The organism is Mumia sp. ZJ1417 (assembly GCF_014127285.1).
Classification (GTDB): domain Bacteria; phylum Actinomycetota; class Actinomycetes; order Propionibacteriales; family Nocardioidaceae; genus Mumia.
In genome coordinates, this window is the sequence record NZ_CP059901.1 from 3,884,546 (window position 1) to 3,908,495 (window position 23,950).

22 protein-coding genes are annotated in these 23,950 nt (G+C 70.1%); 5 read left to right on the forward strand and 17 right to left on the reverse strand.

All coding sequences use genetic code 11. The annotated features are described in order from the left end of the window. Positions 1-154 precede the first annotated feature (154 nt). Positions 155-2,290: a UvrD-helicase domain-containing protein gene (locus H4N58_RS18795; protein WP_243845132.1), complete on the reverse strand. Its 2,136-nt coding sequence runs from the start codon at positions 2,288-2,290 to the stop codon at positions 155-157. A 136-nt stretch (positions 2,291-2,426) separates the two neighbouring features. Between H4N58_RS18795 and H4N58_RS18800 the strand changes: the two genes are divergently transcribed. Continuing rightward, a complete protein-coding gene (locus H4N58_RS18800) occupies positions 2,427-3,338 on the forward strand; it encodes an ornithine cyclodeaminase family protein (protein WP_167251236.1) in 912 nt (303 codons plus the stop codon). 9 nt (positions 3,339-3,347) lie between these two features. Here the strand turns inward: H4N58_RS18800 and H4N58_RS18805 are convergent, their stop codons facing one another. The 5 genes from H4N58_RS18805 to H4N58_RS18825 form a co-directional block, all read right to left on the reverse strand. After that, entirely contained in the window at positions 3,348-4,568 is a 1,221-nt protein-coding gene (locus H4N58_RS18805) for a globin domain-containing protein (RefSeq protein WP_167006840.1), read from the reverse strand. 62 nt (positions 4,569-4,630) lie between these two features. Continuing rightward, positions 4,631-5,065 carry an Rrf2 family transcriptional regulator gene (locus tag H4N58_RS18810; protein ID WP_167006843.1) on the reverse strand — a complete coding sequence of 145 codons (435 nt, stop codon included), beginning with the start codon at positions 5,063-5,065 and terminating at the stop codon, positions 4,631-4,633. Positions 5,066-5,143: 78 nt separating this feature from the next. Then, a complete protein-coding gene (locus H4N58_RS18815) occupies positions 5,144-5,857 on the reverse strand; it encodes an ABC transporter ATP-binding protein (protein ID WP_167006846.1) in 714 nt (237 codons plus the stop codon). Further along, the gene (locus H4N58_RS18820) at positions 5,830-6,639 is read right to left on the reverse strand and encodes an ABC transporter permease (RefSeq protein ID WP_208322924.1); all 810 of its coding nucleotides are present in this window, start codon (positions 6,637-6,639) and stop codon (positions 5,830-5,832) included. Before H4N58_RS18820 ends, H4N58_RS18815 begins: the two co-directional genes overlap by 28 nt. A gap of 71 nt (positions 6,640-6,710) precedes the next feature. Next, positions 6,711-7,655 carry an aliphatic sulfonate ABC transporter substrate-binding protein gene (locus H4N58_RS18825; protein WP_167251234.1) on the reverse strand — a complete coding sequence of 315 codons (945 nt, stop codon included), beginning with the start codon at positions 7,653-7,655 and terminating at the stop codon, positions 6,711-6,713. Between the two features lie 335 nt (positions 7,656-7,990). On the opposite strand from H4N58_RS18825, the gene H4N58_RS18830 reads away from it, so the two are divergent. Then, positions 7,991-9,208 (forward strand): FlgD immunoglobulin-like domain containing protein, encoded by a 1,218-nt coding sequence (locus H4N58_RS18830; protein ID WP_167251232.1) that lies wholly within the window; start codon positions 7,991-7,993, stop codon positions 9,206-9,208. A 90-nt stretch (positions 9,209-9,298) separates the two neighbouring features. Next, positions 9,299-9,523 carry a hypothetical protein gene (locus H4N58_RS18835; protein WP_167006859.1) on the forward strand — a complete coding sequence of 75 codons (225 nt, stop codon included), beginning with the start codon at positions 9,299-9,301 and terminating at the stop codon, positions 9,521-9,523. A gap of 62 nt (positions 9,524-9,585) precedes the next feature. On the opposite strand, the gene H4N58_RS18840 is transcribed toward H4N58_RS18835, so the two are convergent. The 9 genes from H4N58_RS18840 to H4N58_RS18880 form a co-directional block, all read right to left on the reverse strand. Beyond that, positions 9,586-10,272, reverse strand: a complete 687-nt coding sequence (locus H4N58_RS18840; RefSeq protein WP_370465453.1) for a methionine ABC transporter permease — start codon at positions 10,270-10,272, stop codon at positions 9,586-9,588. Continuing rightward, complete coding sequence (locus H4N58_RS18845) at positions 10,269-11,297, reverse strand: methionine ABC transporter ATP-binding protein (protein WP_167251230.1); 1,029 nt, start codon at positions 11,295-11,297, stop codon at positions 10,269-10,271. The genes H4N58_RS18840 and H4N58_RS18845 overlap by 4 nt, the downstream gene beginning before the upstream one ends. 5 nt (positions 11,298-11,302) lie before the next feature. Next, positions 11,303-12,223, reverse strand: coding sequence for a MetQ/NlpA family ABC transporter substrate-binding protein (locus H4N58_RS18850; RefSeq protein ID WP_167251228.1), 921 nt, complete (start codon positions 12,221-12,223; stop codon positions 11,303-11,305). A 211-nt stretch (positions 12,224-12,434) separates the two neighbouring features. Beyond that, positions 12,435-12,758 carry a hypothetical protein gene (locus H4N58_RS18855; protein WP_167251226.1) on the reverse strand — a complete coding sequence of 108 codons (324 nt, stop codon included), beginning with the start codon at positions 12,756-12,758 and terminating at the stop codon, positions 12,435-12,437. Between the two features lie 127 nt (positions 12,759-12,885). Beyond that, positions 12,886-13,875: a TAXI family TRAP transporter solute-binding subunit gene (locus H4N58_RS18860; RefSeq protein WP_167251224.1), complete on the reverse strand. Its 990-nt coding sequence runs from the start codon at positions 13,873-13,875 to the stop codon at positions 12,886-12,888. A 7-nt stretch (positions 13,876-13,882) separates the two neighbouring features. Further along, entirely contained in the window at positions 13,883-16,006 is a 2,124-nt protein-coding gene (locus tag H4N58_RS18865; protein ID WP_167251222.1) for a TRAP transporter fused permease subunit, read from the reverse strand. Positions 16,007-16,125: 119 nt separating this feature from the next. Then, complete coding sequence (locus H4N58_RS18870; protein ID WP_182397115.1) at positions 16,126-18,441, reverse strand: hypothetical protein; 2,316 nt, start codon at positions 18,439-18,441, stop codon at positions 16,126-16,128. Between the two features lie 173 nt (positions 18,442-18,614). After that, positions 18,615-19,313, reverse strand: a complete 699-nt coding sequence (locus H4N58_RS18875; RefSeq protein WP_167006876.1) for an ABC transporter ATP-binding protein — start codon at positions 19,311-19,313, stop codon at positions 18,615-18,617. Between the two features lie 2 nt (positions 19,314-19,315). After that, entirely contained in the window at positions 19,316-19,585 is a 270-nt protein-coding gene (locus H4N58_RS18880) for a hypothetical protein (RefSeq protein WP_167006879.1), read from the reverse strand. A 457-nt stretch (positions 19,586-20,042) separates the two neighbouring features. Between H4N58_RS18880 and H4N58_RS18885 the strand changes: the two genes are divergently transcribed. Together H4N58_RS18885 and H4N58_RS18890 are read left to right on the forward strand one after the other, a co-directional pair. Beyond that, entirely contained in the window at positions 20,043-20,702 is a 660-nt protein-coding gene (locus H4N58_RS18885; protein WP_167251218.1) for a response regulator transcription factor, read from the forward strand. A gap of 4 nt (positions 20,703-20,706) precedes the next feature. Beyond that, the gene (locus H4N58_RS18890) at positions 20,707-22,131 is read left to right on the forward strand and encodes a HAMP domain-containing sensor histidine kinase (protein WP_167251216.1); all 1,425 of its coding nucleotides are present in this window, start codon (positions 20,707-20,709) and stop codon (positions 22,129-22,131) included. Here H4N58_RS18890 and H4N58_RS18895 read toward each other — a convergent pair. Both H4N58_RS18895 and H4N58_RS18900 read right to left on the reverse strand, forming a co-directional pair. Then, positions 22,070-23,041 carry a TAXI family TRAP transporter solute-binding subunit gene (locus H4N58_RS18895; protein ID WP_167006889.1) on the reverse strand — a complete coding sequence of 324 codons (972 nt, stop codon included), beginning with the start codon at positions 23,039-23,041 and terminating at the stop codon, positions 22,070-22,072. The genes H4N58_RS18890 and H4N58_RS18895 overlap by 62 nt on opposite strands. A gap of 133 nt (positions 23,042-23,174) precedes the next feature. Beyond that, positions 23,175-23,924, reverse strand: coding sequence for an enoyl-CoA hydratase-related protein (locus tag H4N58_RS18900; RefSeq protein ID WP_167251214.1), 750 nt, complete (start codon positions 23,922-23,924; stop codon positions 23,175-23,177). Positions 23,925-23,950: the final 26 nt, after the last annotated feature.

Consider the following 23,950-nt stretch of genomic DNA (forward strand, 5'->3'; position numbering starts at 1 on the left):
ACCCACGCGTTCGGGATGTCGAAGGCGGCGACGCGCAGGTCGGCCCAGACCGCGGCGCGACCTTCGACACGCTCACCGTCTCGGCGGCCAAGAAGGCGCTCAAGCGCCTTGTCCACCGAGCTCGCCGCGTGCGTACCGCAGTGACTCGCGAGCGTCAGGGCGCGTCGATGCGGTCCAGCCACTTGCGGGTCGACCCGACCGTGAGCAGCAGCTGGGTCGCACGCGTGAGCACGACGTACAGCGTGCGCCACCCCGCGACGGACTCAGCGACGATCTGGTCGGGCTCCACCACGAGCACCGCGTCGAACTCCAGGCCCTTGGTGTCGAGACCGTCGAGCACCCGTAGGCGCTCGAACTCCTCGCGCTCCTCGGACAACGCCTCCGTCAGCTCGTCACGACGGGCGGACGGGACCACCACGGCGACCGAGCCGTCGACCGCGCCGAGCAGGTCGCGCACCCCGCTGCGGACCTCGGCGTGCAGCAGGTCCGGCGAGACGATCTCGTGGCGCGGCTCCTGGCCCGTACGACGCACCGCGTCCGGAGTGTCGGCGCCCGGGATCGTCGCGTGCGCGACCGCTGCGGCCAGGTCGTAGATCTCGGCCGAGTTGCGGTAGTTCGTGGACAGCCGGAAGAAGTGCTCGTCCTTGCCGTCGAGAGCTGCCGCCCGCGCCGCCGCGGCCTCGTCGGGGTACGGCCAGGACGACTGCGCCGGGTCGCCGACGATCGTCCAGCTCGCATACTTTCCGCGACGTCCGAGCATCCGCCACTGCATCGGGGACAGGTCCTGGGCCTCATCGACGAGCACGTGCGCGTAGGAGTCGTCCTCGATCGACTGGGTCGACCGCTGCTTGCGCACGGACTGGTCCTCGCGCTCGAACGACATCAGCTGCTTGACGTCGTACGGGTCGTCGTCGGCGTCGGCCGGCGGCACCTCGCCGAGCAGGTAGCGCAGCTCGTCGATGAGCGGCACGTCCTCGATCGACGGCACGCCGTCCGCCTCCTGCCAGGCGCGCGCGAGCAGCTCGATCTCCCGGCGCTTGAGGACGCCATCGGCGTAGCGGCGCAGGACGTCGATGTCGGCGAGCGACTCCCACACGTCGACCGCGTCGAGCGGCGGCCACCACGCGGCGGCGAACTCGAGGAACGCGTCGTCGCCGGTGAGGACCTTGTCGAACTCGTCGCGCTCCTTCTCGAGCGCGCGCTCACCCTCGACCTGTGCCCAGAGCGCGTCGAGCAGCGTCTTCTGGACGCGCCCGTACGCACGGTTGCGCTGCTGCCCAGAAATGAGCTGGCGGCGCAGCCGGTGGAGTGCGGCGGCGTCGAGGCGCAGGACGTCGTCGCGGTAGAAGTAGCGGAACCCGGTCGGCTCCCCCGGCTGCGCGGCGCGCGCGGCACGGGTCAGGACCTCGAGCATGCGGGCGGAGCCCTTGACGGCCGCCACGTCGGCGGGGTCGTGCGCGCGCCCCGAGACGCCGTCGACGACCTCCCCGAGCGAGCGCAGCGTCACGGACGTCTCGCCGAGGCTCGGAAGGACCCGCTCGATGTAGTTCATGAAGACGCCCGACGGCCCGACGACGAGCACGCCGCCCGACTCGAAACGGCGACGATCGACGTAAAGAAGGTAGGCGGCGCGGTGCAGCGCGACGACGGTCTTGCCCGTGCCCGGCCCGCCGCCGATCGTGGTGGCGCCGCGGCTGGGTGCGCGGATCGCCTCGTCCTGCTCCTTCTGGATCGTCGCGACGACCGAGTGCATGGACGCGTCACGGGCGCGCGACAGGCTCGCGAGCAGCGCTCCCTCGCCGACGACCACCATGTCGTCGGGGGCGTGGTCGCCGTCGAGCAGGTCGTCCTCGACCCCGACCACGGTCGAACCGCGGCTGCGCAGCACGCGCCGCCGCACGACGCCCGCCGGGTCTTGCGCGGTCGCCTGGTAGAACACCGACGCCGCGGGCGCCCGCCAGTCGATGAGCAGCACCTCGCGCTCGGCGTCACGGACACCGATTCGGCCGATGTAGCGCTTGTCGCCGTCGAGGAGGTCGAGGCGACCGAAGACCAACCCCTCGTGGGCGGCGTTCAGCGCGGCGATGCGCTTGGACGCTTGGTAGACCATCGCGTCGCGCTCCACCAGCCCACCCTCGTGGCCTACGTGCCCGCGCGCGTAGCCCTCTCGGGCCAGCGCCTGCGCCGCCTTCGTCGACTCCTCGAGACGTCCGTAGACGACGTCGACGTATGCCTGCTCGTCAGCGATCTCACGCTGCTCGGCCGACGGCTGGGTGGGGTGCTCTGGCACGTTGCTCCTCGTTCGCGACACCAGGGACAGAACTGTCAAGTGTATCGGGCCGTCTGGCATTCCCTGCGTCGTCCCGGCATGGCCCCCACATCGCCCTCGCCGTGCCTGTACACACGGTCTCTGCGACGGTGTAGCCATGGTCGAGTTCCTGACCGACACCGCCGTTCTTGCCATGCTGCGGGCCCGCGATGCCGTGCAGTGGATGAAGGACGCCGCCGTCGCGGCGCACCGCGGACAGCTCCATGCGCCGGCCCGCATCCGGGCCGACATCGGCGCCGGCTCATTGGTCGTGACGGCCGGGCACCTCGACGGTCACTGGTACGGCTACCGCGCGTACGACACCTTCGGCCTCGTCGCCGGCGACCAGGTCGTCGTCGTCCACGACGCGGAGCTCGGACGGGTCCACGCGATGGCCGTCGGCGCCGAGCTCGGCCCGCGTCGTACGGGCGCGATCGGAGGCGCCGCCGCCGACACGTTCGCGACCGCCGACGCGTCCCGCCTCGCGCTGATCGGCGCGGGCACCCAGGCCTGGACTCAGCTGTGGGCGATCGACGCCGTACGGGATCTCTCCGAGGTCCGCGTGTTCACCCGCGACCCCGTCCATGCGGAGGGCTTCGCGCGACGCGCCCGCGAGCAACTGGGGCTCGACTGCACCCCGAGCCGCTCGGCCCGCGACGCGGTCGACGGCGCCGACCTCGTCGTCTGCGCGACGCCGAGCAACGAGCCGGTCCTCGCGTACGACTGGCTGACGCCCGGCGCGTACGTCGCCACGCTCGGCCCCAAGCAGATGGGGCGGCACGAGGTCGACGCCGAGTTCCTCGAGGCCGCTGACGTGGTCGTCACCGACTCGCGCGCCCAGGCGCTGGAGCACGACCCGCCGACCACCGTCGTCGGCACGCGCGTCGAGGACCACCTCCAGGAGTTGGGGGCGGTCCTCGACGGGGCCGCGACGGGACGGACCTCGCACGACCAGGTGTGCGTCTTCTACTCGGTCGGCCTCGCCGGCACGGAGCCCTACCTGCTGGCGAAGCTCACCGGGCTCGCCTGACGCGGACGGTCAGGACGCCGAGGCGATCCAGGTGTCGGGCCCGAAGACCTCGTAGTGGATGCGCTCGGCGGGGACGTCGCGCGCGACCAGCGCATCGCGCACGCCGAGCATGAACGGCAGCGGCCCGCACAGGTAAGCCGTCGCGCCGGCCGGGAGCTCGACCGACTCGAGATCGACCCGTCCCGCACGGACACGCCCCTGAGGCTCGCGTGTGCCGAGGTCCTCGTACCAGGTGTGCAGCGTGGCGCCAGGGATGCGCGCGACCAGGGCGGAGAGCTCGGCGCGGTGGGCATGTCGGGCAGGCGTGCGGTCAGCGTGGATGACCTCGACGCGACGCTCCGCACGCGCGCTCGCCAGGTGGTCGAGCATGCCGAGGATCGGCGTGACACCGATGCCCGCCGAGACCAGGACCAGAGGCTCGGCCGAGTCGTCGAGCGTCAGGTCGCCGAACGGGAGCGAGACGCGGACGCGGTCGCCCTCGAAGAGGTTGTTGTACAGGTGGTTGGACACCTCCCCGGCCGGCTGCGGGGTGCCGTCGGGCGCGTTTGCGGGGATCCGCCGCACGCCGATGCGCCAGGCGCCGGAGCCAGGCGCGGCCGACAGGCTGTACTGCCGGATCTGATGGGCGCCGTCGGGCAGCTCGACCTGCACCGACACGTATTGCCCGGGCAGGAAGTCCGGCAGCGCCAGGCCGTCGGGATCCGCGAGCGTGAAGGCGACGGTGTCGGTGGAGACGAGCTGACGGTCGGCGACGACGAGCGTGCGCCAGACGTCGCCCGACTCCACACCCGCCGTCTCGTACAAGCCCTTCTCGGCGGCGATCAGGGCGTCCGCCATGTGCCAGTAGACCTCGTCCCAGGCCGCGGCCACCTCGGGTGTGACGGCCTCACCGAGCACCTCCACGATCGCAGCGAACAGGTGCTCGTGCACGATCGCGTACTGCTCGGGCAGGATGCCGAGGGACGCGTGCTTGTGCGCGATCCGCGACATCAGTGCCGACGCCGGCGTCGCGTCCGGGTCGACGAGGAGGGTCGCGTACGCCGCGATGGCACCGGCGAGCGCACGCTGCTGGTCGCCCTGCGCCTGGTTGCCACGGTTGAACACGTCGCGCAACAGCTCGGGATGGGCGGCGAACATCCGTCGGTAGAAGATCGGAGTGATCTCGCCGATCGCGCCGCCGACGGCGGGCAGGGTGGCGCGGACGACCTCGGTGGAGGTGGCAGACAGCATGGAGCTCCCTTCGTAGGGGTGGAAGCGGCGCCGGGTGGGCCGCGGAGCCGGTGACGGCGAGGTCATCGCGCCGCCAACGTGAGGAGGACGGTCCCTGTCGGGTGGCCGGCGATCTCGGCCATCGTGTGTCCGTCGAGGGTCGTGAAGAAGGCCTCGCGCGCCTGCGCGAGGAGACCGCGCAGGCGGCACGCGTCGCGCAGGGGGCACGGAACGCCGCCCTCGCAGTCGACGACCTCGCCCACCCCCTCGAGCTGACGCGCGAGCCAGCCGACGGACGTCTCGCGTCCGGCGTCGGTCAGCGAGAGACCGCCGGTACGACCGCGTCGGGTCTCGACGACTCCGAGCGAGGCGAGGCGGGCGACGACCTTGGCAGCGTGGGTCGGGGAGACGTCGATCTGAGCGGCGACATCCTGCGTACGCCTCGTCTCGCCGGCGGGGAGCACCGCGAGGCCCATCACGATCCGGAGTCCCAGATCGGTGAACTGCGCCAGCTGCATGGCACGACGCTACTTAAATCGGAATCTGGAGTGCAAGATATGGCGGCGTCGGGAACGTCACATCGACGCTCGTACGACCTACGCCTCCGCGGGAACGTTCAGCAGGGTCAGCAACCGTCGTCGCAGCGCCCCGAACGCCGGGGCGTCGGCGGCGCGAGGATGCGGGAGCGAGACCTCGATCTCCTCGATGAGCCGGCCGTCCTCGAGGACGAGCAGGCGGTCCGCGAGCAGGACCGCCTCGTCGACGTCGTGGGTCACGAGGAGTGCCGCGAAGTCGTGCGCGGTCTGGAGCTCGCGGAAGAGCCGCTGCATCTTGAGGCGGTTGAGGGCGTCGAGCGCGCCGAACGGCTCGTCGAGCAGCAGCAGCTCGGGCCGTCGGACGAGCGCACGGGCGATCGCGACCCGCTGGGACTGCCCGCCCGAGAGCTCGCCGGGCCACGCCCGCTCGCGATCGGCCAGGCCGACCTCGGCCAGCGCCGCCGAGACCCGCTCCGCCACGTCCGCGCCCCGCACGCCGAGTGCGACGTTGCCCGCGACCCGCTTCCACGGGAGGAGCCGGTGCTCCTGGAAGACGACCGCGTGGGACGACGGCACGTCGAGCTCGCCGGTCGCCTCGTCGTCGAGCCCGGCGAGGATCCGCAGCAGCGTGCTCTTGCCGGACCCGCTCGCGCCCAGCAGCGCGACGACCTCGCCGCGCTCGATGTGCAGGTCGATCCCGTCGAGCACGACCGTGTCGCCGAAGCTGCGGCGTACGTCTCGCGCCGCTACGAAGCCTGCAGTCCGCGTCGCCACGACAGCGCCCTCCTCTCGGCTGCGCGCAGCGCGACGTCGGACAGCAGCCCGAGCACCGCGTACGCGAAGAGTCCGAGGAGCACGATCTCCGTCTGGGAGAACTCGCGCGCCTCCATCATCATGAAACCGAGCCCCGAGTCGGTGTTGACCTGCTCGCCGACCACCAGGCTCAACCAGCCCGCCGCGAACGCGAGGCGCAGCCCGAGGAACAGCGACGGCATCGCCCCCGGGATCACCACGTGCCGGACACGTCCGAGTGCCGACAGGCCGCAGGTCCGGGCGGCCTCGACCAGACGTTCGTCGATGTTGCGGATGCCGGCGTAGAGGTTGAGATAGATCGGGAAGAACGCGCCGAGCGCCACCAGCGTGATCTTGAGCGGCTCCCCGATGCCGAGCCAGATGATGAGCAGCGGGACGAGACCGAGGTGCGGGAGCATCCGCGCCATCTGGACGGTCGGGTCGACGAGCGCATCACCGACCCGCAGGAGCCCGGCGAACGCGCCGAGCACAAGCGCGAGACCACCTCCGATCGCCAGGCCGATCACGGCGCGCGTCAGCGACTCGTACACGTGCGCGGGCAGGCTGCCGTCCTGCGTCAGACGCCAGCCCGCTGCGAGGACCTCGCTGGGCGGCGGCAGTTTGTCCGGAGACAGGATGCCCGTACGGGCGAGGAGCTCCCACGCGCCGACGAGGAGGAGCGGAGTGGCCAGGCGAAGCCGGCGGAGCCGGACGTCCGTACGGGAGCGCCGGCGCGCGGACCCCGTACGAACGACTGCGGCCACCACGGGCTCCGCGCCCACCCCGGACTGTGCGGGTGCGGGCGCGGGCGCGGATGCGGCCAGCGGTGCTCGGCTCACTCGAGGATGTCCGAGTAGCGGTCGTCGACCCGACCCGCGATGTCGACCGGACCGGGGATCAGCTCAAGGTCGGCGAAGCCGTCGGCGATCTCCTGGAGCTCGGCACCGATCTCCGGTGTGAGCGCGGCCAGCGGCTGGGCGCTGCGTGCGAGGGCGCGCGTTGTGGTGTCGAGCGGGATCTTGAGCTCCGGCGCGAGAAGGTCCGCGCGCTCTGCCGGGTGAGCGAGGCCCCAGTCGGTCGTCTCGCGGTACGTGCGGAGGAACTCCTCGATCTGCTCGGGCTTCTCCTTCAGCGCCTCCGGGGTCACGAGCACGTACTCGCGGTTGTTCGCCAGGCCGGTCGCGTCGACGAGCACCTTGACGCCCGGCTGCTCGGCGAGCGCGAAGTATGGGTCCCAGATGATCCAGGCGTCGACCTGGTCGTTGTCGAAGGCCGGTCGTGCCTCGGCGGGCTTGAGGTACTTGACGTCGATGTCGTCGATCGTCATGTCGTTGGCCTCGAGGAGCTTCACGAGCAGCCAGTTGACGTTGGAGCCCTTGTTGAGCGCGACGGTCCTGCCCTTGAGGTCCTTGAACGTGCTGAAGCCGCTCTCCTCCTTGACGAGGACCGCCTCGCCCTTCGGGACGGGCGCGGACGTCGCGATGATCGTGAAGTCGGTCTTGCCGGCGGCGGCGAAGATCGGCGGCGCCTCACCGGTCTGGCCGATGTCGATCGCGCCGGCCTTGAGGGCCTCGGTCAGCGCCGGGCCGCTCTCGAACAGCGACCACTTCGCGTCCGGCGCCGCATCCTTGGCCTTGACCAGGCTCAGGCCGCCGAAGCGCTGATAGCCGACGTTGAGTGGCTCGTCGGCGTCGGCCTCCTCCGCGCCACCGCAGGCCGACAGCCAGCTCGACATCAGCAGCGCGACGGCGGCGGTCAGGGTGGCGGTGGTTCTGCGCATGGGGGTCCTCGGAGGATCGGGGCGGAGCAACGGCGGTCAGTCTTCCGAGGGCCGCAGGGTCGGGCCAGGGTTGCGCTCGCCCCGACATAAAGGGGGACCTCGACGGGCGTGTTTACGTTCCTGACACACTGTCGTCACCGTCACGGTCTCGTACGAGACGCCGAGCGCGAAGAAGCTGCGCCTGAGGGTCGTCAACAGCGGTGACCCGCGGCGAAAACCCTCATCGTTTCGCACGGTTACGGTTCGGAAACAGGGTTCCTCTTCACTGATCGTCGGCCCTACGCTGAGCGGCGCACGCCAACCCGGCGAGCACGATCCCCGCCGAGGAATACCGCATGCGCCGCACCCTTGTCCCTGCCCTCGCCGTCGCCTTGTTGCCGTTCACGGCCGTGTCGCCCGCTCACGCCGGCGTCTCGACACCTGCCGTCATCACGCCCGGCAAGACGGCGACCCTCACCTTCACGCTCCCCGAGGCACTGCCGTCGGCCGTCGTCGAGATCCGCCCCGCAGGCCGTTCCGAGGTCGTCTCCTCCCGGCCGCTGGCGGACCTTCCGGCCGGTGACACGAGCACGACGTGGGACGGCCGCACCACCGGCGGCACTGCGGTGGCCGACGGCGCGTACACCGCCAGCATCCGCCCCGCCATCGACGGCTCCACGCCCCTCGACTACGCCACAGTCCGCACCAACGTCACGCCTCCGCGCGCCGGCGTGGCCCCGAGCGTGTCCGCCGGCGCCGTCTTCCCCTGGACGGACGGGTACGGCGATGCCATCACCCTCACCGGCCCCGCCGCAACGAGCGAGATCACCGCGACCTCATCGCTCCAGGTCCTCAACAGCGCCGGCACCGTCGTCTGGTCCAGCGCCGCACGCAGCGCTCGCTGGACCGGTCGCTCCAGCGCCGGGGCGATCCTGCCGAAGGGGACGTACCGAGTCCGCTCCCGCTTCCTCGACACCGACGGTCTCACTGGCCACAGCCCGACCCGCAACGTCACGGTCTCGGCCGCCCGGCTCGTGACACGCAAGGTCGTCGAGAAGGTGGAGCCACGCCGGTACGCGACCGGCACGTACACCGGCAAGTGCGGCAAGGTCTTCCGCCCCGCCCGTAAGGGCAGGACGTGGAAGAAGTCGGTCGGTCTCGCGAGTCGCCACAAGTGCGGCGGCGGCAAGTACGACGGCGCGGTCGAGGTGACGTTCGGAGCATGGTGGCCGACCCTGCACGACGTGAGTTCGCTGAGGCTGGAGGTCGTCGGCGGCGGGCACACCCGCGCCAAGCGCAACGTCGCCGTGGGGTACTCCGTGAAGAAGAACCGCGAGCTCGGGAAGGTGCGCCGACTCCCGGCGCGGTACGGCACGCGGACGATGCTCGCCGCCACCGGAGCGCGGGCGCGGTCCTACGTCAACGACCGCGGGGAGTTCTACTGGGGCGTCATCGCCTACGAAGGCAGCCGGTACGACGTCAAGTCGTTCCGCATCACCCTCACGATCCGGCAGCTGGTCGACCCGAATGCCCGCGTCGCGGGTGCCGCGGGCGGCGTGCAGCCGCTCGGCTGACCTCCCGCCGTGCGCACCGAAGGCAAAGTTCGCTAACGTGACGCCCTCGTCCGCCGACCCCGCGGCGGACATGTCATGCAGGAGGCCTCCATGGCGAGAACGTCCAGCAAAGCGTCCACCCGTCAGATCGTCACCGTCATCGTCGTCGTGTGGCTCGTGATCGGCGCCCTCGCGGCCGCCCAGCGCGGATACTTCCGCGGCTCGGACGCGAACTGCGCCAAGCTCGGCACGATCGCGGTGACGATCATCGCCGGCCCGCTCAACTATGTGGGTGCCAACCCGAAGATCGACTGCGACATCGAACCCAGCAAGTGAGCGTACGAAGGGCCCGGCACGTCATGTGACGTGCCGGGCCCTTCGCCGTACGGGGTACGGGGTCAGCGCCGCAGGACCTTGCGGGCCAGGTAGTTCCCGCCGAACTGCACCACCTGCACGATGATCACGATCATGATCACCGCGGACCACGTCACTATCGGGTCGAACTGCCGGTAGCCGTACTGCAGCGCGAAGTTGCCCAGCGTGTTGCCGCCGATCACACCCGCGATCGCCGACATGTCCACGACCGCGACGAACGCGAACGTATAGCCGAGGATCAGTGGACCGAGGGCTTCGGGGACGATGACGGTCCGGATGATCCGCAGCCGGCTCGCGCCCATCGACCGCGCGGCCTCGATGACGCCGGGATCCACGGTGACGAGGTTCTGCTCCACGATGCGCGAGATCCCGAACGCCGCCGCAAAGGTCATCGCAAAGATGATCGCCTTGTTGCCGATCCCGATGCCGACGACCACGCGCGCAAGAGGTTGGAGCGCGGCGATCAGGATGACGAACGGGATCGGGCGGAAGAAGTTGACGAGCACGTTCAGGATGAGGGCGACGACGCGGTTCGGGTAGAGCCCCGAGGGACGCGTGACGTACAGCGCCATGCCGAGGACGAGGCCGACGGCACCGCCGATCGCGAGCGCGATGACGACGATGTAGAGCGTCTGCCAGGTCGACTCCCAGAAGATCGGCCAGAGCTCGCCCATCTGGGTGTCGGCGGCGAGGATCTCGACGGCGCTCATCGCAGCTCCCGCGTCTCTATGCGTGCGCCGATCGCGTCGAGGGCCGCATCGACGTCGGGGTCGGCGCCCCGCAGCGACAGCGTGAGGTTGCCGAAGGTCCTGCCGCCGACATCCTCCATACCGCCGTGGACGAGCTCGAAGGTCACGTCCCGCCGGATCAGCTCGGCGAACACGTCGGCCTGTCGTAAGCCCTCGTCGCGGAACGCGAGCCGGACGAACCGCCCGGGGTGGCGAGCCTGCAGGGCGACCAGCGCCTCCGGGTCAGGCACGTCGTCGATGATCGTCGAGACGAAACGCCGCGTGACCGGCTGCTGAGGATCGGAGAACACGTTGAAGACGGGGCCGCGCTCGACGATGCGCCCCGCTTCCATCACGGCCACCCTGTTGGCGATCGTCTTCACGACCTCCAGCTCGTGCGTGATGACCATGATCGTGATCCCGAGCTCGTCGTTGACGCGACGCAGGAGCGCGAGGACCTCCTGCGTCGTCTCGGGGTCGAGCGCGCTCGTCGACTCGTCCGCGAGCAACAGCTTGGGCGAGGTCGCGAGCGCACGGGCGATGCCGACGCGCTGCTTCTGACCACCCGAGAGCTGGTCGGTGTAGGTGTGCGCCTTCTCCGCGAGCCCGACGAACTGGAGCAGCTCGGCGACGCGCGCGTGCGCCTCGTCCTTGCCGACGCCGGCGACCTGCAGCGGATACATCACGTTGCCGTACACGGTGCGCGACCGCAGCAGGTTGAACTGCTGGAAGATCATCCCGATCCCCAGCCGTACCTTCTGCAGCTGCCGCTCGCGCAGCCCGGTGATCTCCGTGCCGTCCACCCTGATCGACCCGGCCGTCGCGCTCTCGAGTGCGTTGACCAGGCGGATCAGGGTGGACTTGCCGGCGCCGGAGTAGCCGACGATCCCGTAGATGTCCCCGGCCTCGACGTCGAGGTCGACGTCGTCGATCGCACGCACGGATGAGCCGTCGCGCGACGGGGCCGGGAACACCTTCGAGACGCCGCGCATCTCGACAAGAGCCATGGCGACTACTGTGCCTGGATCTTCGACTCGACGTCCTTCAGGGTGCCGTCGAGCTCGGCGCCCGGGAGCTTGACGATCTCCGCCGTGTTGCCGGAGACCTCCTGCAGGCCGTCGATGACCGGCTGGCTGTTCTGGAAGATCTCGACGAGCTTGCGGTAGGTCGCGTTGTCCTTGTCCTCGGCGCGGACGGCGAAGATGTTGACGTACGGCTGCGCGCTCGGGTCCTTCGCGTCGTCGGTGACGAGCGCGTCGGCGAACGTCAGGCCGGCCTTCTCGACGAAGTCGTTGTTGATGACGGCCGCCGCGACGTCCGGCAGCGAGGTCGGGGTGAGGTCGGCCTTGATGGCCTGGACCTTCACGCGCGAGGAGTCCTCGACGTCGTTCAGGGTGGAGAACGGGCTGCCGCCGTCCTTCAGCGAGATCAGGCCCGCCGACTGGAGCAGCAGCAGGGCGCGCGCCTGGTTGGTGTCGTCGTCCGGCACGACGACGGTGTCGCCGTCCTTGATCGCCTCGACCGAGTCGACCTTCTGCGAGTAGAGGCCGAGCGGATAGATCGCCGTCGACCCGATCGGATAGAGGTCGTCGTCGTTCTTCACGTTGTAGTCGGCGAGGTAGATGATGTGCTGGAACTGGTTGATGTCGATCTCGCCCTCGCTGACCGACGGGTTCGGCTGCGCGTAGTCGGCGAAGTCGATCACCTCGACATCGATGTCTTCCTTGGCGGCCTCGTCCTTGAAGGTCTTCCAGTACGGGTCGCTCGCACCGACGACTCCGAGCTTGACCTTGGTCATCCCGGCAGCCTCGTCGTCGCCACCTCGGACGGCGAAGAAGACGCCGACGACCACGGCGAGTGCGACGACCGCAGCAACGATCCACACCCCCTTGCGGGACTTCGGCGGTGCGACCTGCGGGACCTGCTCGGACATCGTGTGCTCCTCGTTCGGGTGGGTACGGGGATGTTCGCCCCTCCCTCGAGATTGCGCCGCAGTCCCGCATTCTGGCCGCCCGTCTCGCATCGCGAGATGGACGCGACGTTCGAAATCCCTCGGAAACACGGGGATCGGCCTGAATCAGCGTGACTGACACCACGCATTTGCGGTCATCCCGAGTCGAATCGACTCAGATCCGCAAGGCCGCTCAGAGGCTCCACAGACCGGCCGAGATCGGCAGCTGAACGAGGCCGGCGACGATCGCGACGGCCGCGAGCGAACGCCGTACGACAGGGTTGCCGCCCCTCATCCGCAGCCGCTTGACGCCGATCCCGATCGCGAGCGCGGCGAGCAGCAGGCCGAGGAGGTTGAGGCTCTGCTCCGAGACGACCTCGCCGTTGACCGTCGTCGTGCTCGACGAGCCACCGAACACCCAGAAGGGCATCACGGCCAGGGCGATGGCGACCAGGGGCCAGACCACGTCGTCGCGGAGGTCCAGAGGTGCCGGTGTCGGCTCGCGCGTCTCACTCATGTGCGGATCGTAGACGTCTGCTCGGCAACCCCACCGCAGAGCACGTGCCCCACCGGAAACAACCGGTGGGGCACGCACGTTGAGTGGGGGCCAACGCAAAGTGCGCTGGCGCCGGGGGCCGGGGCTGCTACTTCTGCAGGTCGTCGATCGCGCGCTGCGAGCCGGGGTGGACGGGGACGGGGTCCGACAGCGTGGCGTCCGCGAGGCGGATGTCCTTTGCCGCGGGGTGGACCGCGACCAGCGCCTCGGTGTCTTCGAAGACCACCGTCGTCAGTGCGCAGGCGACGTTGTCGGCCATGTCGTTGCGCGCGAGCAGGACGTTCGGGACAACGACCGTCGGCACGTCCGCGTCAAGCTCGTACGTGGCCGCCGGGATGCTTCCCTCCTCGTACACGGGGTTGATCTCCTGCAGCGCCGGGAGCTCCGGCGTGATGTCGAGGAAGGTGACCTTGTCGCCCATCGACGTGAAGAGGTCGGTGATCGCCGGAGTCGGGAGACCGCCGGACCACACGAGCCCGTCGATCGAGCCGTCCTTCATGCCGTCGACGGTCTTGGTCAGGTCGAGGCGCTGCGCCGACACGTCGTCCTGCGACAGCCCAGCGGCCTCGATCAGCCGCTGGGCGATGACCTCGGTGCCGGACTTCGGCGAGCCGGTCGAGATGCGCTTGCCCTTGAAGTCGGCGATCGACGTGATGCCGGAGTCGGCGCGGACGACGACCTGGGTGTAGTTCGGGTAGATGCGCCCGATCGACGAGACCTCCTGCTTCTCGGTGAACGAGCCCGTGCCAGACACCGCGTCCGCCGCGGTGTCGGCCAGGGAGAAGGCGAGGTCGTAGTCGCCTGCGACGAGCTGCTGCACGTTCTGCACCGACGCCCCGGTCTCGGCCGCGGTGGCCTTGAGCTCGGTCTCGTCGCTGATGATCTTGGCGAGGCCACCGCCGACGACGTAGTAGACGCCCGTCGAGTTGCCGGTCGCGATCCCGATCCGACCGGAGCCGGCGTCGCAGCTGTCGGTGTCGCCGTCGGCCTGGTTGTTGTCCTGCTGCCCCCCGCACGCCGCGAGGGCGAGGGAGGCGGTCAGCGCGCCGGCGGCGAGCAGCGTACGGGTCTGTCTCATGGGTTCTTCACTCCTGGGTGATGGGTGTGGCGGACGGTGACGTGGTGGGGCGCTGCGTACGGCGGCCCACGAGGTGGAGGACCACCGCGGCCGCAAACAGCGCGAGGCCGATCGCGATCGAGACCGGGACGAGGTAGAGGAGCAGCAGTGCCGCGGGGATGCACAGCAGGCGTTCGAGGCGACGCGTAGGCCCGAACATCCAGCCGGACGTCGCGACGGCGAGCGCGGCGACAGCGAGGGCGGCGACAGCGGTCGTCCACACGACGTCGATCAGCGCGCCGCGCCCGAGCAGGTGCGTGCCGTTATCGGTCATGATGAACGCCATCGGCGCAAGGAAGGCCGGCAGCGTGTACTTGCACGCCTGCCACATCGTCGCCATCACCTTGCCGCCGGTGATCGCCGCAGAAGCGACCGCCGCCAGCGCGGTCGGCGGCGACACCTCCGACAGGACCGCGTAGTAGAAGATGAACATCGCGACCTCGGGCCCCTCTGCGCCGAGGCTGATGAGGGCGGGGCCGATGATGATCCAGCTGAGGATGAACGACGCGGTCACCGGGACGGCGAGCCCGAGCACGATGATCGCGACGGCGGAGAACAGCGCGCTCAGCACGACCAACGACGCGTGGTTGGGAGCGAGCGCGTCGGCAGCGTCGATGAGCAGGGATGAGAGCACCTGCCCGAGTCCGGTCTTGGCGATCGTCGAGGTGATCACGCCCGCCGCGGCGCACACCGCGATCACGGGGACCGCCCCGCGGATCCCGGTCGCGAGCGCCACGTACAGACGGGCGACGTAGTCCCGCAGCGACTCCCCCACCGGCAGCTGCTCGGCGTCCTCGGGCCGCTCGTCGATGCCACCGACGAACCGGCGCCGCGACAGGACGGCCTCGAGCAGCCCGAAGGCGGCGGCCACGGCGGTGGCGTACACGACGGCCTTGAACGGCGGCACGTCCATCGCGAGGAACACGATGATGACGCCGAGGCTCACGAAGTGGTAGCCGAACCGGCCGAGCAGCGCCCACGGGCTGTTGACGTCGATGTCCACGCGCCGGGCGCCGAAGCGGCGGGCGTCGATCTCGACGGCGAGGAAGATGCCGAGGTAGTAGAGCAGGGTGGGGACGAGGGCCCAGCCGAGCACCTGCAGGTAGGAGACGCCGAGGTACTCCGCGATGATGAACGCCGCCGCGCCGAGCGTCGGCGGCGACAGGATCGCCCCGATGCCGGAGGCGGCGAGCATGCCGCCCGCGGCCTCGCGCGGATAGCCGGCACGCTTGAGGATCGGCCACGCGAACGACCCGAGCGTCACCGCGGTCGCCGTCCCGGAGCCCGACACCGTGCCGAGCAGGAAGCCCGAGGTCGCGACCGTACGACCGGGCGCCGTGCCCGACTTCCGGAACAGCGAGAAGCTGAACTCGACGAAGAAGCGCCCCGCGCCCATCCGGTCGAGGACGGCGCCATAGATCGTGAAGAGCACGATGTACGTCGCAGCGACGTCGAGCGGGACGCCGAAGAAGCCGCTGGCCTCGTTGTAGAGCGCGTTGATGATCTGGTCGATGTCCTCGCCGCGGTGCGAGATCGCCCACGAGATCGGGAGGAAGCCGCCGTAGTAGGCGTACGCGAGGAACACCGCGCAGACGATCGGCAGCACCCACCCGGTCGTACGGCGGGTCGCCTCCAGCACGAGCAGGAGCAGCAGGAGCCCGGCGACGACGTCGATCGTGCCCAGCGCGCCCTGGCGATCGAGGAACGCGCTGAACCCTCCCCCACCCTGCCCCCAGTCGGGCAGCGGGAGGACCGGGTAGAGACCGACCACGAGGGCGACCAGGGCGAGCAGCCAGTCGACCGGACCAGGGTCGTCGCGGCCGTCCGTGCTGCGCCGCGCGCGACCGCGGTAGAGGAGGAACGCCAGCGGCAGCGTGACGCCCAGGAAGACGACGAGATAGAACTGGTTGCCCTCGCGCAGAGGGAAGAAGACCTGCCGCAGCACGAACACCGCGACGACGAAGCACCAGAGCGTGATCAGGTGCTCCCAGCGGCGGGACAGGCGGCGCGACGGGCGCTCCTCGTCGTACTCGGAGGCGAGGTGTTCGAGGTCGGTCTGGTCGACCGGGGTGTCGCGCTCGGCGGTGGGCATGGCGGGTAACGTACTCGTGATCCGTGTCACATCCGTGGCCGCGAACCCCAGGCTTTACACAGTCTTGACGTCGCCCCGTGGCCGGGAGGTCCGTGGTGGGCGTTCTCCTCCCTGAATCGTCATCGTTCGGTGGGTTCCAGCTGCCGCGAGGCAAGCTTTCCGCTGAGTATCGTCGAGAGCGCGACCACCGCGATCACGAGACCGATGAGCGTCCAGGGAATCACGAGGTCGTACCGCGGGACTCTTGCAACCGTGACCACCAGTGATGCGACCGCGACTGAGGCCCCGACTCCGACGGACAACGTGGTGATCCAGACATGCTGACGGCTGATGGCTCGGGCTGCCCATCGTCGCCGCACGCCCACCTGGGTGAGTTTGCTGGCCCACCCCCGCATGGCGCGGACCTGGGCGCGGGTGGCCAGGACCGAAACACCCACGAGCAACGCGACCAGCAAGACGACCGATCCCACGATCGCGGCAGGCGGAACCACGGGCACGGGCGTCTCGTAGACACCGATCGATCGCGGATCGAGGCCCCTGTCGCGCAAAGCCGTGCGCGCAGCGCGGCGGTCGTCGGCGGAGATGTCCTTGAACAGCATCGCAGCGGGGGTCGTCGCCATCCCCAGACGCTGCGCGGTGGCTCTGAGCATGACGAAGGGAACAGCTTGGGTCCACCGGGTCTGCGCAGGATCGACGATGCGTGCCGGCACGTTCGCCACGCTCTTGCCGGTCGCGTTGTCGATCAGCGTCAGCCGTCCGCGCGCCACCCGAACGAGGTCGGGGTTGATCACCAGAGCGCCATCATCGGCGAGCAGCTCCCGGTCGGCCGATGTCAGCACGACGCCGAGCGCTCCCTCGAGATCGTCCGCGGAGTCGAAGGCGAACGCCACTCCCGGCCGGTCTCGCGTACCGACCGTCTCCTCGGACTCGAGCACTCCGGTGGACGGGTCCACTCTTCGCTTGCCGATGAGGAAGAACTGAATCGGCTCTGCCCGCTTGATCGAGTGCACTGTCTCGACGGCTGCAACGACAGCCGGGTCGGGCTTCAGGAACGGGGTGCCGAAGCTGTCCATCAGCACGTCTCCGGAGGGCACCGATACGGGTCGCCGGGCGCGTTCTAGCGCGACCTCGCTCGAAAGGATGGTGAGCATCCCGACCGTCGCAGCAACGATCACGATATAGATGCCAGCCACGACAGCCAACCGTTGATGGTTCGTCGAGATCTGTCGTGCCACAAGCCGTTGGGTCAGGGTGCGGCGAGGCATCACCCGCAGCAGGCCGTCGATCAGCTCGGGGCCGAGGGCTGCCGCCGTCAGCGCCATGAGGCCGATCAGCGCCATCGCTCCACTCGGCTCGCGCATGGTCAGCGCCTGCCAGAGCGTAGTGCTCGCACACGCGACGCCGAGGAGTTGCCGAGCTGAACGCAGCCTGCCACGCGTACCCGCCGACAGCTGGCGTCGGCCGGAGACGAGGATCCGGTCCCGGAGCGCGGCGAGTCCAAGCGTGAGACCGAGCACGACCCCCACCGCGCTGACCTCGATAGCGGCCCACGGGACGCGGACATTCGTGACGAAATATCCCCACCGACCCTCGCCCCAGAAGGCCGCGGCATAACCGATCGCCGTGCCTCCCGCGGCGGCGACGAGCGCGCTGACCACGATGAGAGGCAGCGGGACGAGCCAGACCGCGAGCAGAGCGTCGCGCCGCTCGACGCCTTGCGCCATCGCCACGCTTGCCGACGACTCCAGTCGCCTCGCGAGGATCACGTATCCCATCACCAGCAAGGCCGGCAGCGCCAAGAGCCCGGGAATCCAGAGGCTGAGCGGCGACTGCGCGGTCCACGGACGAGGCGACTCCGCCTCGAGGTCGGCGCGGATCTGAACACGTTCACCGATCGCCGCCCTGGAGATCGCCGCACCCTCGCCGGACGCGGAGAGGGCGGTACTTCCCACAGCCTGGTCGACGGCGTCGATGAGCGCCGCCGCGTCGTCTTGCGTCGTCTCGAAGGTGGGAAAGGCCAGCAGTGGTGAGCCGTCGCTCCCCCGAACCTCCGCCATCTGGCGCCAGGTCCCCGGGGCGCCCAGCAGCTTTGGCCAGCGGTCGAGCTTTGCCCGCGCGAGCCCTACGATGCGAAGATCAGGCGCCGCGCCTGCAGTCGGAATTTCGTCGCCGACACGCATGCCCGTCAACCCTGCGCCGGCAAGCACCACGTCACCGGCGTCGCGCGGCCACCTGCCGTTGGTCAAGCTGAACTGGCGTGTCGCCGGACTGCGGACCCAGTCCTTTTCGGTGTAGTAGACCCCGTCCAGGCCCCATCGGAAGAGCGGGAAGTCGATCACGTTCAACGCCATGGTGAACCCTGAGCCCTGCGACTCGAAAGCGCCCCGGAGCCTGTCGCCGTCGTCAGTGCTCGCACGAAGCTCGACGTCGAACATGGTGACGGCGGCTGAGGCACTCCCCAGCTCGGCGTCGGCAGTCTGAGCCGGTGTCAGGCCCTGCGCGTCCATGAAGCTGTTGGTAGCGAAAAGGAAGGCAATGAACAGGATCGGTGCCGCGAAGACGGTCGCGACGATGGTGCGTGACCGCAGACGCCGCCGAATCGTCCCGATCATGCGAGGGACGTCACGTCGCCGTGCACCACGCCGTCGAGCATCTCGATGCTCCGCGACGCTCGCTCCCGGCATGCGGGATCGTGCGACGCCACGATGACCAAGACACCTTTGCCCGACATCACCCCCAGCAGGTCGAAGATGGCGCCAGCGTTGCGGCTGTCCAGCGAGCCCGTCGGCTCATCGGCCAGCAGGATCTTGCGCCCGCCCGAGAGCGCCCGGGCGATCCCGACACGCTGCTGCTGCCCGCCGCTCAGCTCGTCGGGGTAGCGACGTCCGTAACCGGCGAGACCCACCGACTCGAGCAGCCGTTCTGCCTCGTCGAGAGCCTCAACGGTCTTCGTCCCTCGAGCCTCGATCGGGAGGGCGACGTTCTCCGCTGCGGTGAACTCCGAGATGAGCTGGTGCGACTGGTGCACCATCCCGACCTCGTCACGACGCAGCCGGATGCGGCCCTCGGCGCCGATCTGCGCAAGATCGTGCCCGGCCACCACGACACGACCCGAGGTCGGGAGGTCCAGCCCCGCAAGGAGATTGAGCATCGTCGTCTTTCCCGAGCCGCTGTGCCCGAACAAGCACACGAACTCCCCGGAATCCGCCTCGAAGTCGACTCCCCCCACCGCCCTCACGGTCTCGGCAGGGGAGACGAACTCTCGCTCGACCCCGACCGCCCTGACCAGCGGACCTGGACCCCCCATGCTCAGCATCCCTTGTTGGTCCTCATGCTCGAGGTCTTGTCCGAATCGAAGACCGACATGTTGTCGTCCCGGCTCGCGATCCCCATGGTCAGCAAGGCACCGGTGCCGTTGCGTCCGTCATAGAGACAGCCCTTGTAGTCGTTGGAGCGGTTCTGCCACGAGTCGGCCTGGTTGTCCTCACCGTTAGCATCGTTGAAGACATCGACAACGCCCTGGCCGTCGGCCTGCGCAGCGATCAGCAGCTTGTAGTCGTTGTTCCCCCAGACACACATCTTGCTACCCGTGCACTCGAAAGCGATGCCTGCGCGGTCATTGGCGCAACGACCGCGACGGCGAACAACGCCCCCGCAGTGGCAAGTGAACGGACCATTCTCATCTTCGACCTCATATCGTCGCGGCCGGCCCGTGTGGCCGGCCCGTGTGGCCGGCCCGTGTGGCCGGCCCGTGTGGCCGGCCCGTGTGGCCGGCCCGTGTGGCCGGCCCGTGTGGCCGGCCCGTGTGGCCGGCCCGTGTGGCCGGCCCGTGTGGCCGGACATTATCGAACCCAGAGTGTCAACGCGGCTGACCATGCTCACAGCTCTGTAATTCCTTCCCGGACAGGGTCGTCGGGTCGAAGCACAACGTGCTTGATCGGGGCACTCCGTCGCCCTCCCGAGGGCGCGCCGGTTAACGTACCGGTGGCGTGGATCACAACGCCCTGACGTTCCCCCGTCGCCAAGGAGGTCCGTAGTGCGCGTGCTGCTCGTCGAGGACGACGACGCGGTCGCCGGCGCCCTCGGCGCAGCGCTCCACCGCGTCGGGCTGGCGGTCGACCGGGCCGCCGACGCCGAAGAGGGCTGGTGCAAGCACGGCGACGCCTCGCTCGTCCTGCTCGACATGGGCCTGCCCGACTCCGACGGGCTCGCACTGGCCCGACGGATCCGTGCCGCGAGCGAGGTGCCGATCATCGCCGTCACCGCCCGGCGTGGCGAGTCGTCGGTGGTCGCCGCGCTCCAGTCGGGCGTCGACGACTACGTCACCAAGCCGTACAGCACGCAGGTCCTGCTGGCCCGGATCGACGCCGTCATGCGCAGGAGCGGGCGCGGTGTGGTCATCGGCGACATCCGGGTCGGAGACCTGGTGCTGGAGCCGCAGGAGCAGCGGGCGACGTACGACGGGGCGCTGCTCGACCTCTCTCCCAAGGAGTTCGCTCTGCTGCTCGTCCTCGCCCAGAACGCCGGTCACGTCGTCACGCGCGCGGCGCTGATGGAGCGGATCTGGCACACCACCTGGGTCGGCGGCTCACGCACCCTCGACGTCCACGTCGCGAGCCTGCGCGCCAAGCTCAGGCACGCAGAGCTCGTCGAGACCGTACGAGGGACCGGCTACCGCCTCCGCGACACCGGGTGATCGCGTGCGCCGCCGCCTCCTCGCCCTCTCGACGCTGGCTCTGTCGATCCTGCTCGCCGCGCTCCTCGGGCCGCTGATCAGCACCTACGCGTCGGACCGTACGCAGGAGCTCTTCGTGACGCGGCAGGCCGACCTCAACCGCTTCGCCGTGGTCGCGGCCAACGCGCTCGAGACGGGGTCGGTGTCGTCGCTGCGCTCCGAGCTCGACCGGTACGAGGAGGTGCACGGGGCGCGCGTCGTCGTGGTCGACGCCGACCGCCGTACGATCGCCGCGTCCTCGGGCGACCTCGAACCCGCGTCCGTCCCTCGCCAGGTGGCCCGCGCGCTCGCGGGCAACAGCGCAGAGAAGCCGGCCCCGGTCTGGCCGTGGTCGGACGACACCTTCGTGCTCGCCTCCCCCATCGGACGCGACGCGCACGTCCTCGGGGCGGTCCTCATGGAGGCGCCGACGCAGGGGGTGCGCGACGACGTCGCGGCCCGGCTCGCCCTGCTGGTCGTCGCCGGCCTCGCCGTCCTTCTCGTCGCCGCCGTGGGTGTCGCCGTCCCGCTCGTGCGTTGGATCCTCCGACCGGTCGACGACCTCGACGAGGCCGCCCGCCGCGTCGCGCACGGCGACCTGGCGACGCGCGTCCCCGCGAGTGCCGGTCCGCCCGAGCTGCGCCGGCTCGCGACCTCCTTCAACGCCATGGCCAACCACGTCCAGGTCGCGCAGCGCCAGCAGAGCGACCTCGTCGCAGACGCCTCCCATCAGCTCGGCAACCCGCTGACGGCGCTGCGGTTGCGCGTCGAGACCCTCAGCGCCGACGCCGAGCCCGAGGATGCGGCACAGCTCGACCTCGTCCTCGCCGAGACCGACCGCCTCACGCGGATCGTGGACTCGCTGCTCGACCTGGGTCAGATCGGCGCCGAGCCACCACCGGTGACGGAGGTGGACGTCGCCGCCGCCGTCCGCGCCCGCTGCCGGATCTGGGAGCAGGCGGTGCCCGGCCTGACGGTCGGCGCGCCGGACCGGATCCTCGCCCTCGCGACCGTCGAGGTCGTCGATGTCGTCCTCGACGCGACACTCGACAACGCGACGAAGTTCGCGTTGGGCTCGCCCGTCGAGGTGACGGTCGGGGAGGTCACGATCAGGGCTGCCGACGCCACGGAGACTGCAGCCGTCGAGATCCGCGTCCGCGACAACGGCTCCGGAGTGCGCGACGAGGACCTTGCGAAGGTCGGAGCCCGGTTCTTCCGGGGCGCGCAGCACCAGAACGTGCACGGGACCGGCCTCGGGCTCGCCATCGTCCGTGCCCACGTGGTCCAGCTCGGGGGGACCTTCGCGGTCGGACGTCCGCCCGGCGGCGGCTTCGAGGTGAGGGTGACCCTCAGGAGCCCCGCTCCCGGTAGTAGCGCAGCGCGCCGGGGTGCAGCTCCAGCGGCGCGGTGAAGATCGCCGCACCGAGCGTCGGCTGCCCGACTCCTGGCTCGAGCCGCTCGATCTCGTCCTGCCGCTCGAACACGATCCGTGTCACCGCGTACGCCAAGGGCTCGGGCAAGGCCGGGTTCGCGACGAGGTAGTTCTTCACGCTGAGCGTGCTCACCGCCTCGCGCAGGCCGTACGCCGACGGCGGGATCGGCGCCCGTACGTACTGGGGGCCGAACGCGGCCACCATCGGCTCGACGACGTCACCGAGGTCGAGGAGCCGGACGGGCGTCTCGCGGGCGAGCGCGGCGATCGCCTGGTTGGGCAGCCCGCTCACGAAGAAGAAGGCGTCGATCCGGCCGGCCCTCAGCGCGTCGGCCGAGGTTTCGAGCGCGGCGTCGACGAACCTCGCCCCGGGACTGCGGACGTCGTGGACCTCGAGGACGCGGGACGCGATCACCTGCGTTCCGGAACCGTGGGCGCCGATGCCGATCCGGGCGCGCGCGAGGTCCGAGACCTGGCGGTACGGCGAGTTCTCGCGGACGACGAGGTGGACGAAGCTGTCGTACATCCGGGCCAGTGCGACGAGGTCGTACGACCGGGCTGCACCGCCGGGCGCGGCGGGGGCGACCGCGTGGGCCGCTGCATCACCGAGGGAGAACCCGGCGTCGCACGCGCCCTCGGCGACGAGGCGAAGGTTCTCCAGCGAGGCGTTGGTGGTCCGGGTGCGAGCTCGCACTCCGTCGAGGTCACGCGCGATCACCGTCGTCAGCGCACGGCCGTAGCGGACGAAGACGCCACCGGGGTTGCCCGTCGCGATCGTCAGCGCGGTCTCGTCCAGCGCGTCCCATCCGCGCGGGACGCAGCCGAAAAGCCCGGCGAGCACGGGCAGGCCGAGCGCGGCGAGGACGCGGCGTCGACTGAGCTCCTGCACAGACGGATCGTAGCCTCTTGACTATCGTACGTGTGTTCTAATAATCTGCTCTCAGGCGTGGCAGCCTGACCCCGGGCACACCCGTGGGCACGACCGGACGGGGGACCGGTCGTGCCCACGGGTGTCGTGGCATTCAGCTCTTCTTGCGGTTGAGGAACGCCAGCATCGCCGTGCGTGCCTCGTCTGACCCGAAGAGGCGGCCCGACTGCTCGGCGACCTCGTCCCCCAGCCGGTCGATCCGCGCGACGAGGTCGGCGTTGAGGAGCGCCTTCGTCTCGCGCAGACCCTGCGGGTACGCCTTGCGGAGCCCGTCGAGGATCTCGCCGAGCGCCGCGTCGAGCGCATCGGGGGCGACCGCCTCCGTGACGAGTCCGTACTCCACAGCCTGGGCCGCAGAGAACTTCGCCCCCGTCAGGAAGGTCCGCGCCGCCGCACGGGGCGTCATGCGCTCGAGCGTCGTCAGCGAGATCACGGCAGGCGCGAGCGCCAGGCGTACCTCGGTGAACGCGAACGTCACGTCGTCGGCGCAGACGACGACGTCGGCCGCACCCACGATCCCCAGCCCGCCGGCGCGGACCGGACCGTGCAGGCGTACGACGACGGGCTTCGGCAGGGTGACGATGAGGCGCTGCAGGGCAACCAGGCCCTTCGCCCCCTCGACCATGCCGCCACCTGCCGCCTCGGACAGGTCGGCGCCGGAGCAGAACACCGGCCCGGCCGCCGCGATCACGACGACGAGCGCGTCGGGATCCGCGGCCGCGGTCTCGAGGTGCCCGACGAGCTCCGTGACGAGCTGCGCCGACAGGGCGTTGCGGTTGTGCTGGCTGTCCAGGGTGATCGTGGCGACCTGGTCGGCGACCTCGAGGCGGACGAGCTCGGTCATGCGGTGACTCCTTCGACGTGGGGGCC

What these genes read in the sequence shown, in the direction of transcription:
- H4N58_RS18800 (WP_167251236.1), top strand. Translation starts at nt 2,427, where the DNA reads ATGGTCGAGTTCCTGACCGACACCGCCGTTCTTGCCATGCTGCGGGCC.
- H4N58_RS18805 (WP_167006840.1), bottom strand. Translation starts at nt 4,568, where the DNA reads ATGCTGTCTGCCACCTCCACCGAGGTCGTCCGCGCCACCCTGCCCGCC.
- H4N58_RS18810 (WP_167006843.1), bottom strand. Translation starts at nt 5,065, where the DNA reads ATGCAGCTGGCGCAGTTCACCGATCTGGGACTCCGGATCGTGATGGGC.
- H4N58_RS18825 (WP_167251234.1), bottom strand. Translation starts at nt 7,655, where the DNA reads ATGCGCAGAACCACCGCCACCCTGACCGCCGCCGTCGCGCTGCTGATG.
- H4N58_RS18830 (WP_167251232.1), top strand. Translation starts at nt 7,991, where the DNA reads ATGCGCCGCACCCTTGTCCCTGCCCTCGCCGTCGCCTTGTTGCCGTTC.
- H4N58_RS18835 (WP_167006859.1), top strand. Translation starts at nt 9,299, where the DNA reads ATGGCGAGAACGTCCAGCAAAGCGTCCACCCGTCAGATCGTCACCGTC.
- H4N58_RS18840 (WP_370465453.1), bottom strand. Translation starts at nt 10,272, where the DNA reads ATGAGCGCCGTCGAGATCCTCGCCGCCGACACCCAGATGGGCGAGCTC.
- H4N58_RS18845 (WP_167251230.1), bottom strand. Translation starts at nt 11,297, where the DNA reads ATGGCTCTTGTCGAGATGCGCGGCGTCTCGAAGGTGTTCCCGGCCCCG.
- H4N58_RS18850 (WP_167251228.1), bottom strand. Translation starts at nt 12,223, where the DNA reads ATGTCCGAGCAGGTCCCGCAGGTCGCACCGCCGAAGTCCCGCAAGGGG.
- H4N58_RS18855 (WP_167251226.1), bottom strand. Translation starts at nt 12,758, where the DNA reads ATGAGTGAGACGCGCGAGCCGACACCGGCACCTCTGGACCTCCGCGAC.
- H4N58_RS18860 (WP_167251224.1), bottom strand. Translation starts at nt 13,875, where the DNA reads ATGAGACAGACCCGTACGCTGCTCGCCGCCGGCGCGCTGACCGCCTCC.
- H4N58_RS18865 (WP_167251222.1), bottom strand. Translation starts at nt 16,006, where the DNA reads ATGCCCACCGCCGAGCGCGACACCCCGGTCGACCAGACCGACCTCGAA.
- H4N58_RS18870 (WP_182397115.1), bottom strand. Translation starts at nt 18,441, where the DNA reads ATGTTCGACGTCGAGCTTCGTGCGAGCACTGACGACGGCGACAGGCTC.
- H4N58_RS18875 (WP_167006876.1), bottom strand. Translation starts at nt 19,313, where the DNA reads ATGGGGGGTCCAGGTCCGCTGGTCAGGGCGGTCGGGGTCGAGCGAGAG.
- H4N58_RS18880 (WP_167006879.1), bottom strand. Translation starts at nt 19,585, where the DNA reads ATGTGTGTCTGGGGGAACAACGACTACAAGCTGCTGATCGCTGCGCAG.
- H4N58_RS18900 (WP_167251214.1), bottom strand. Translation starts at nt 23,924, where the DNA reads ATGACCGAGCTCGTCCGCCTCGAGGTCGCCGACCAGGTCGCCACGATC.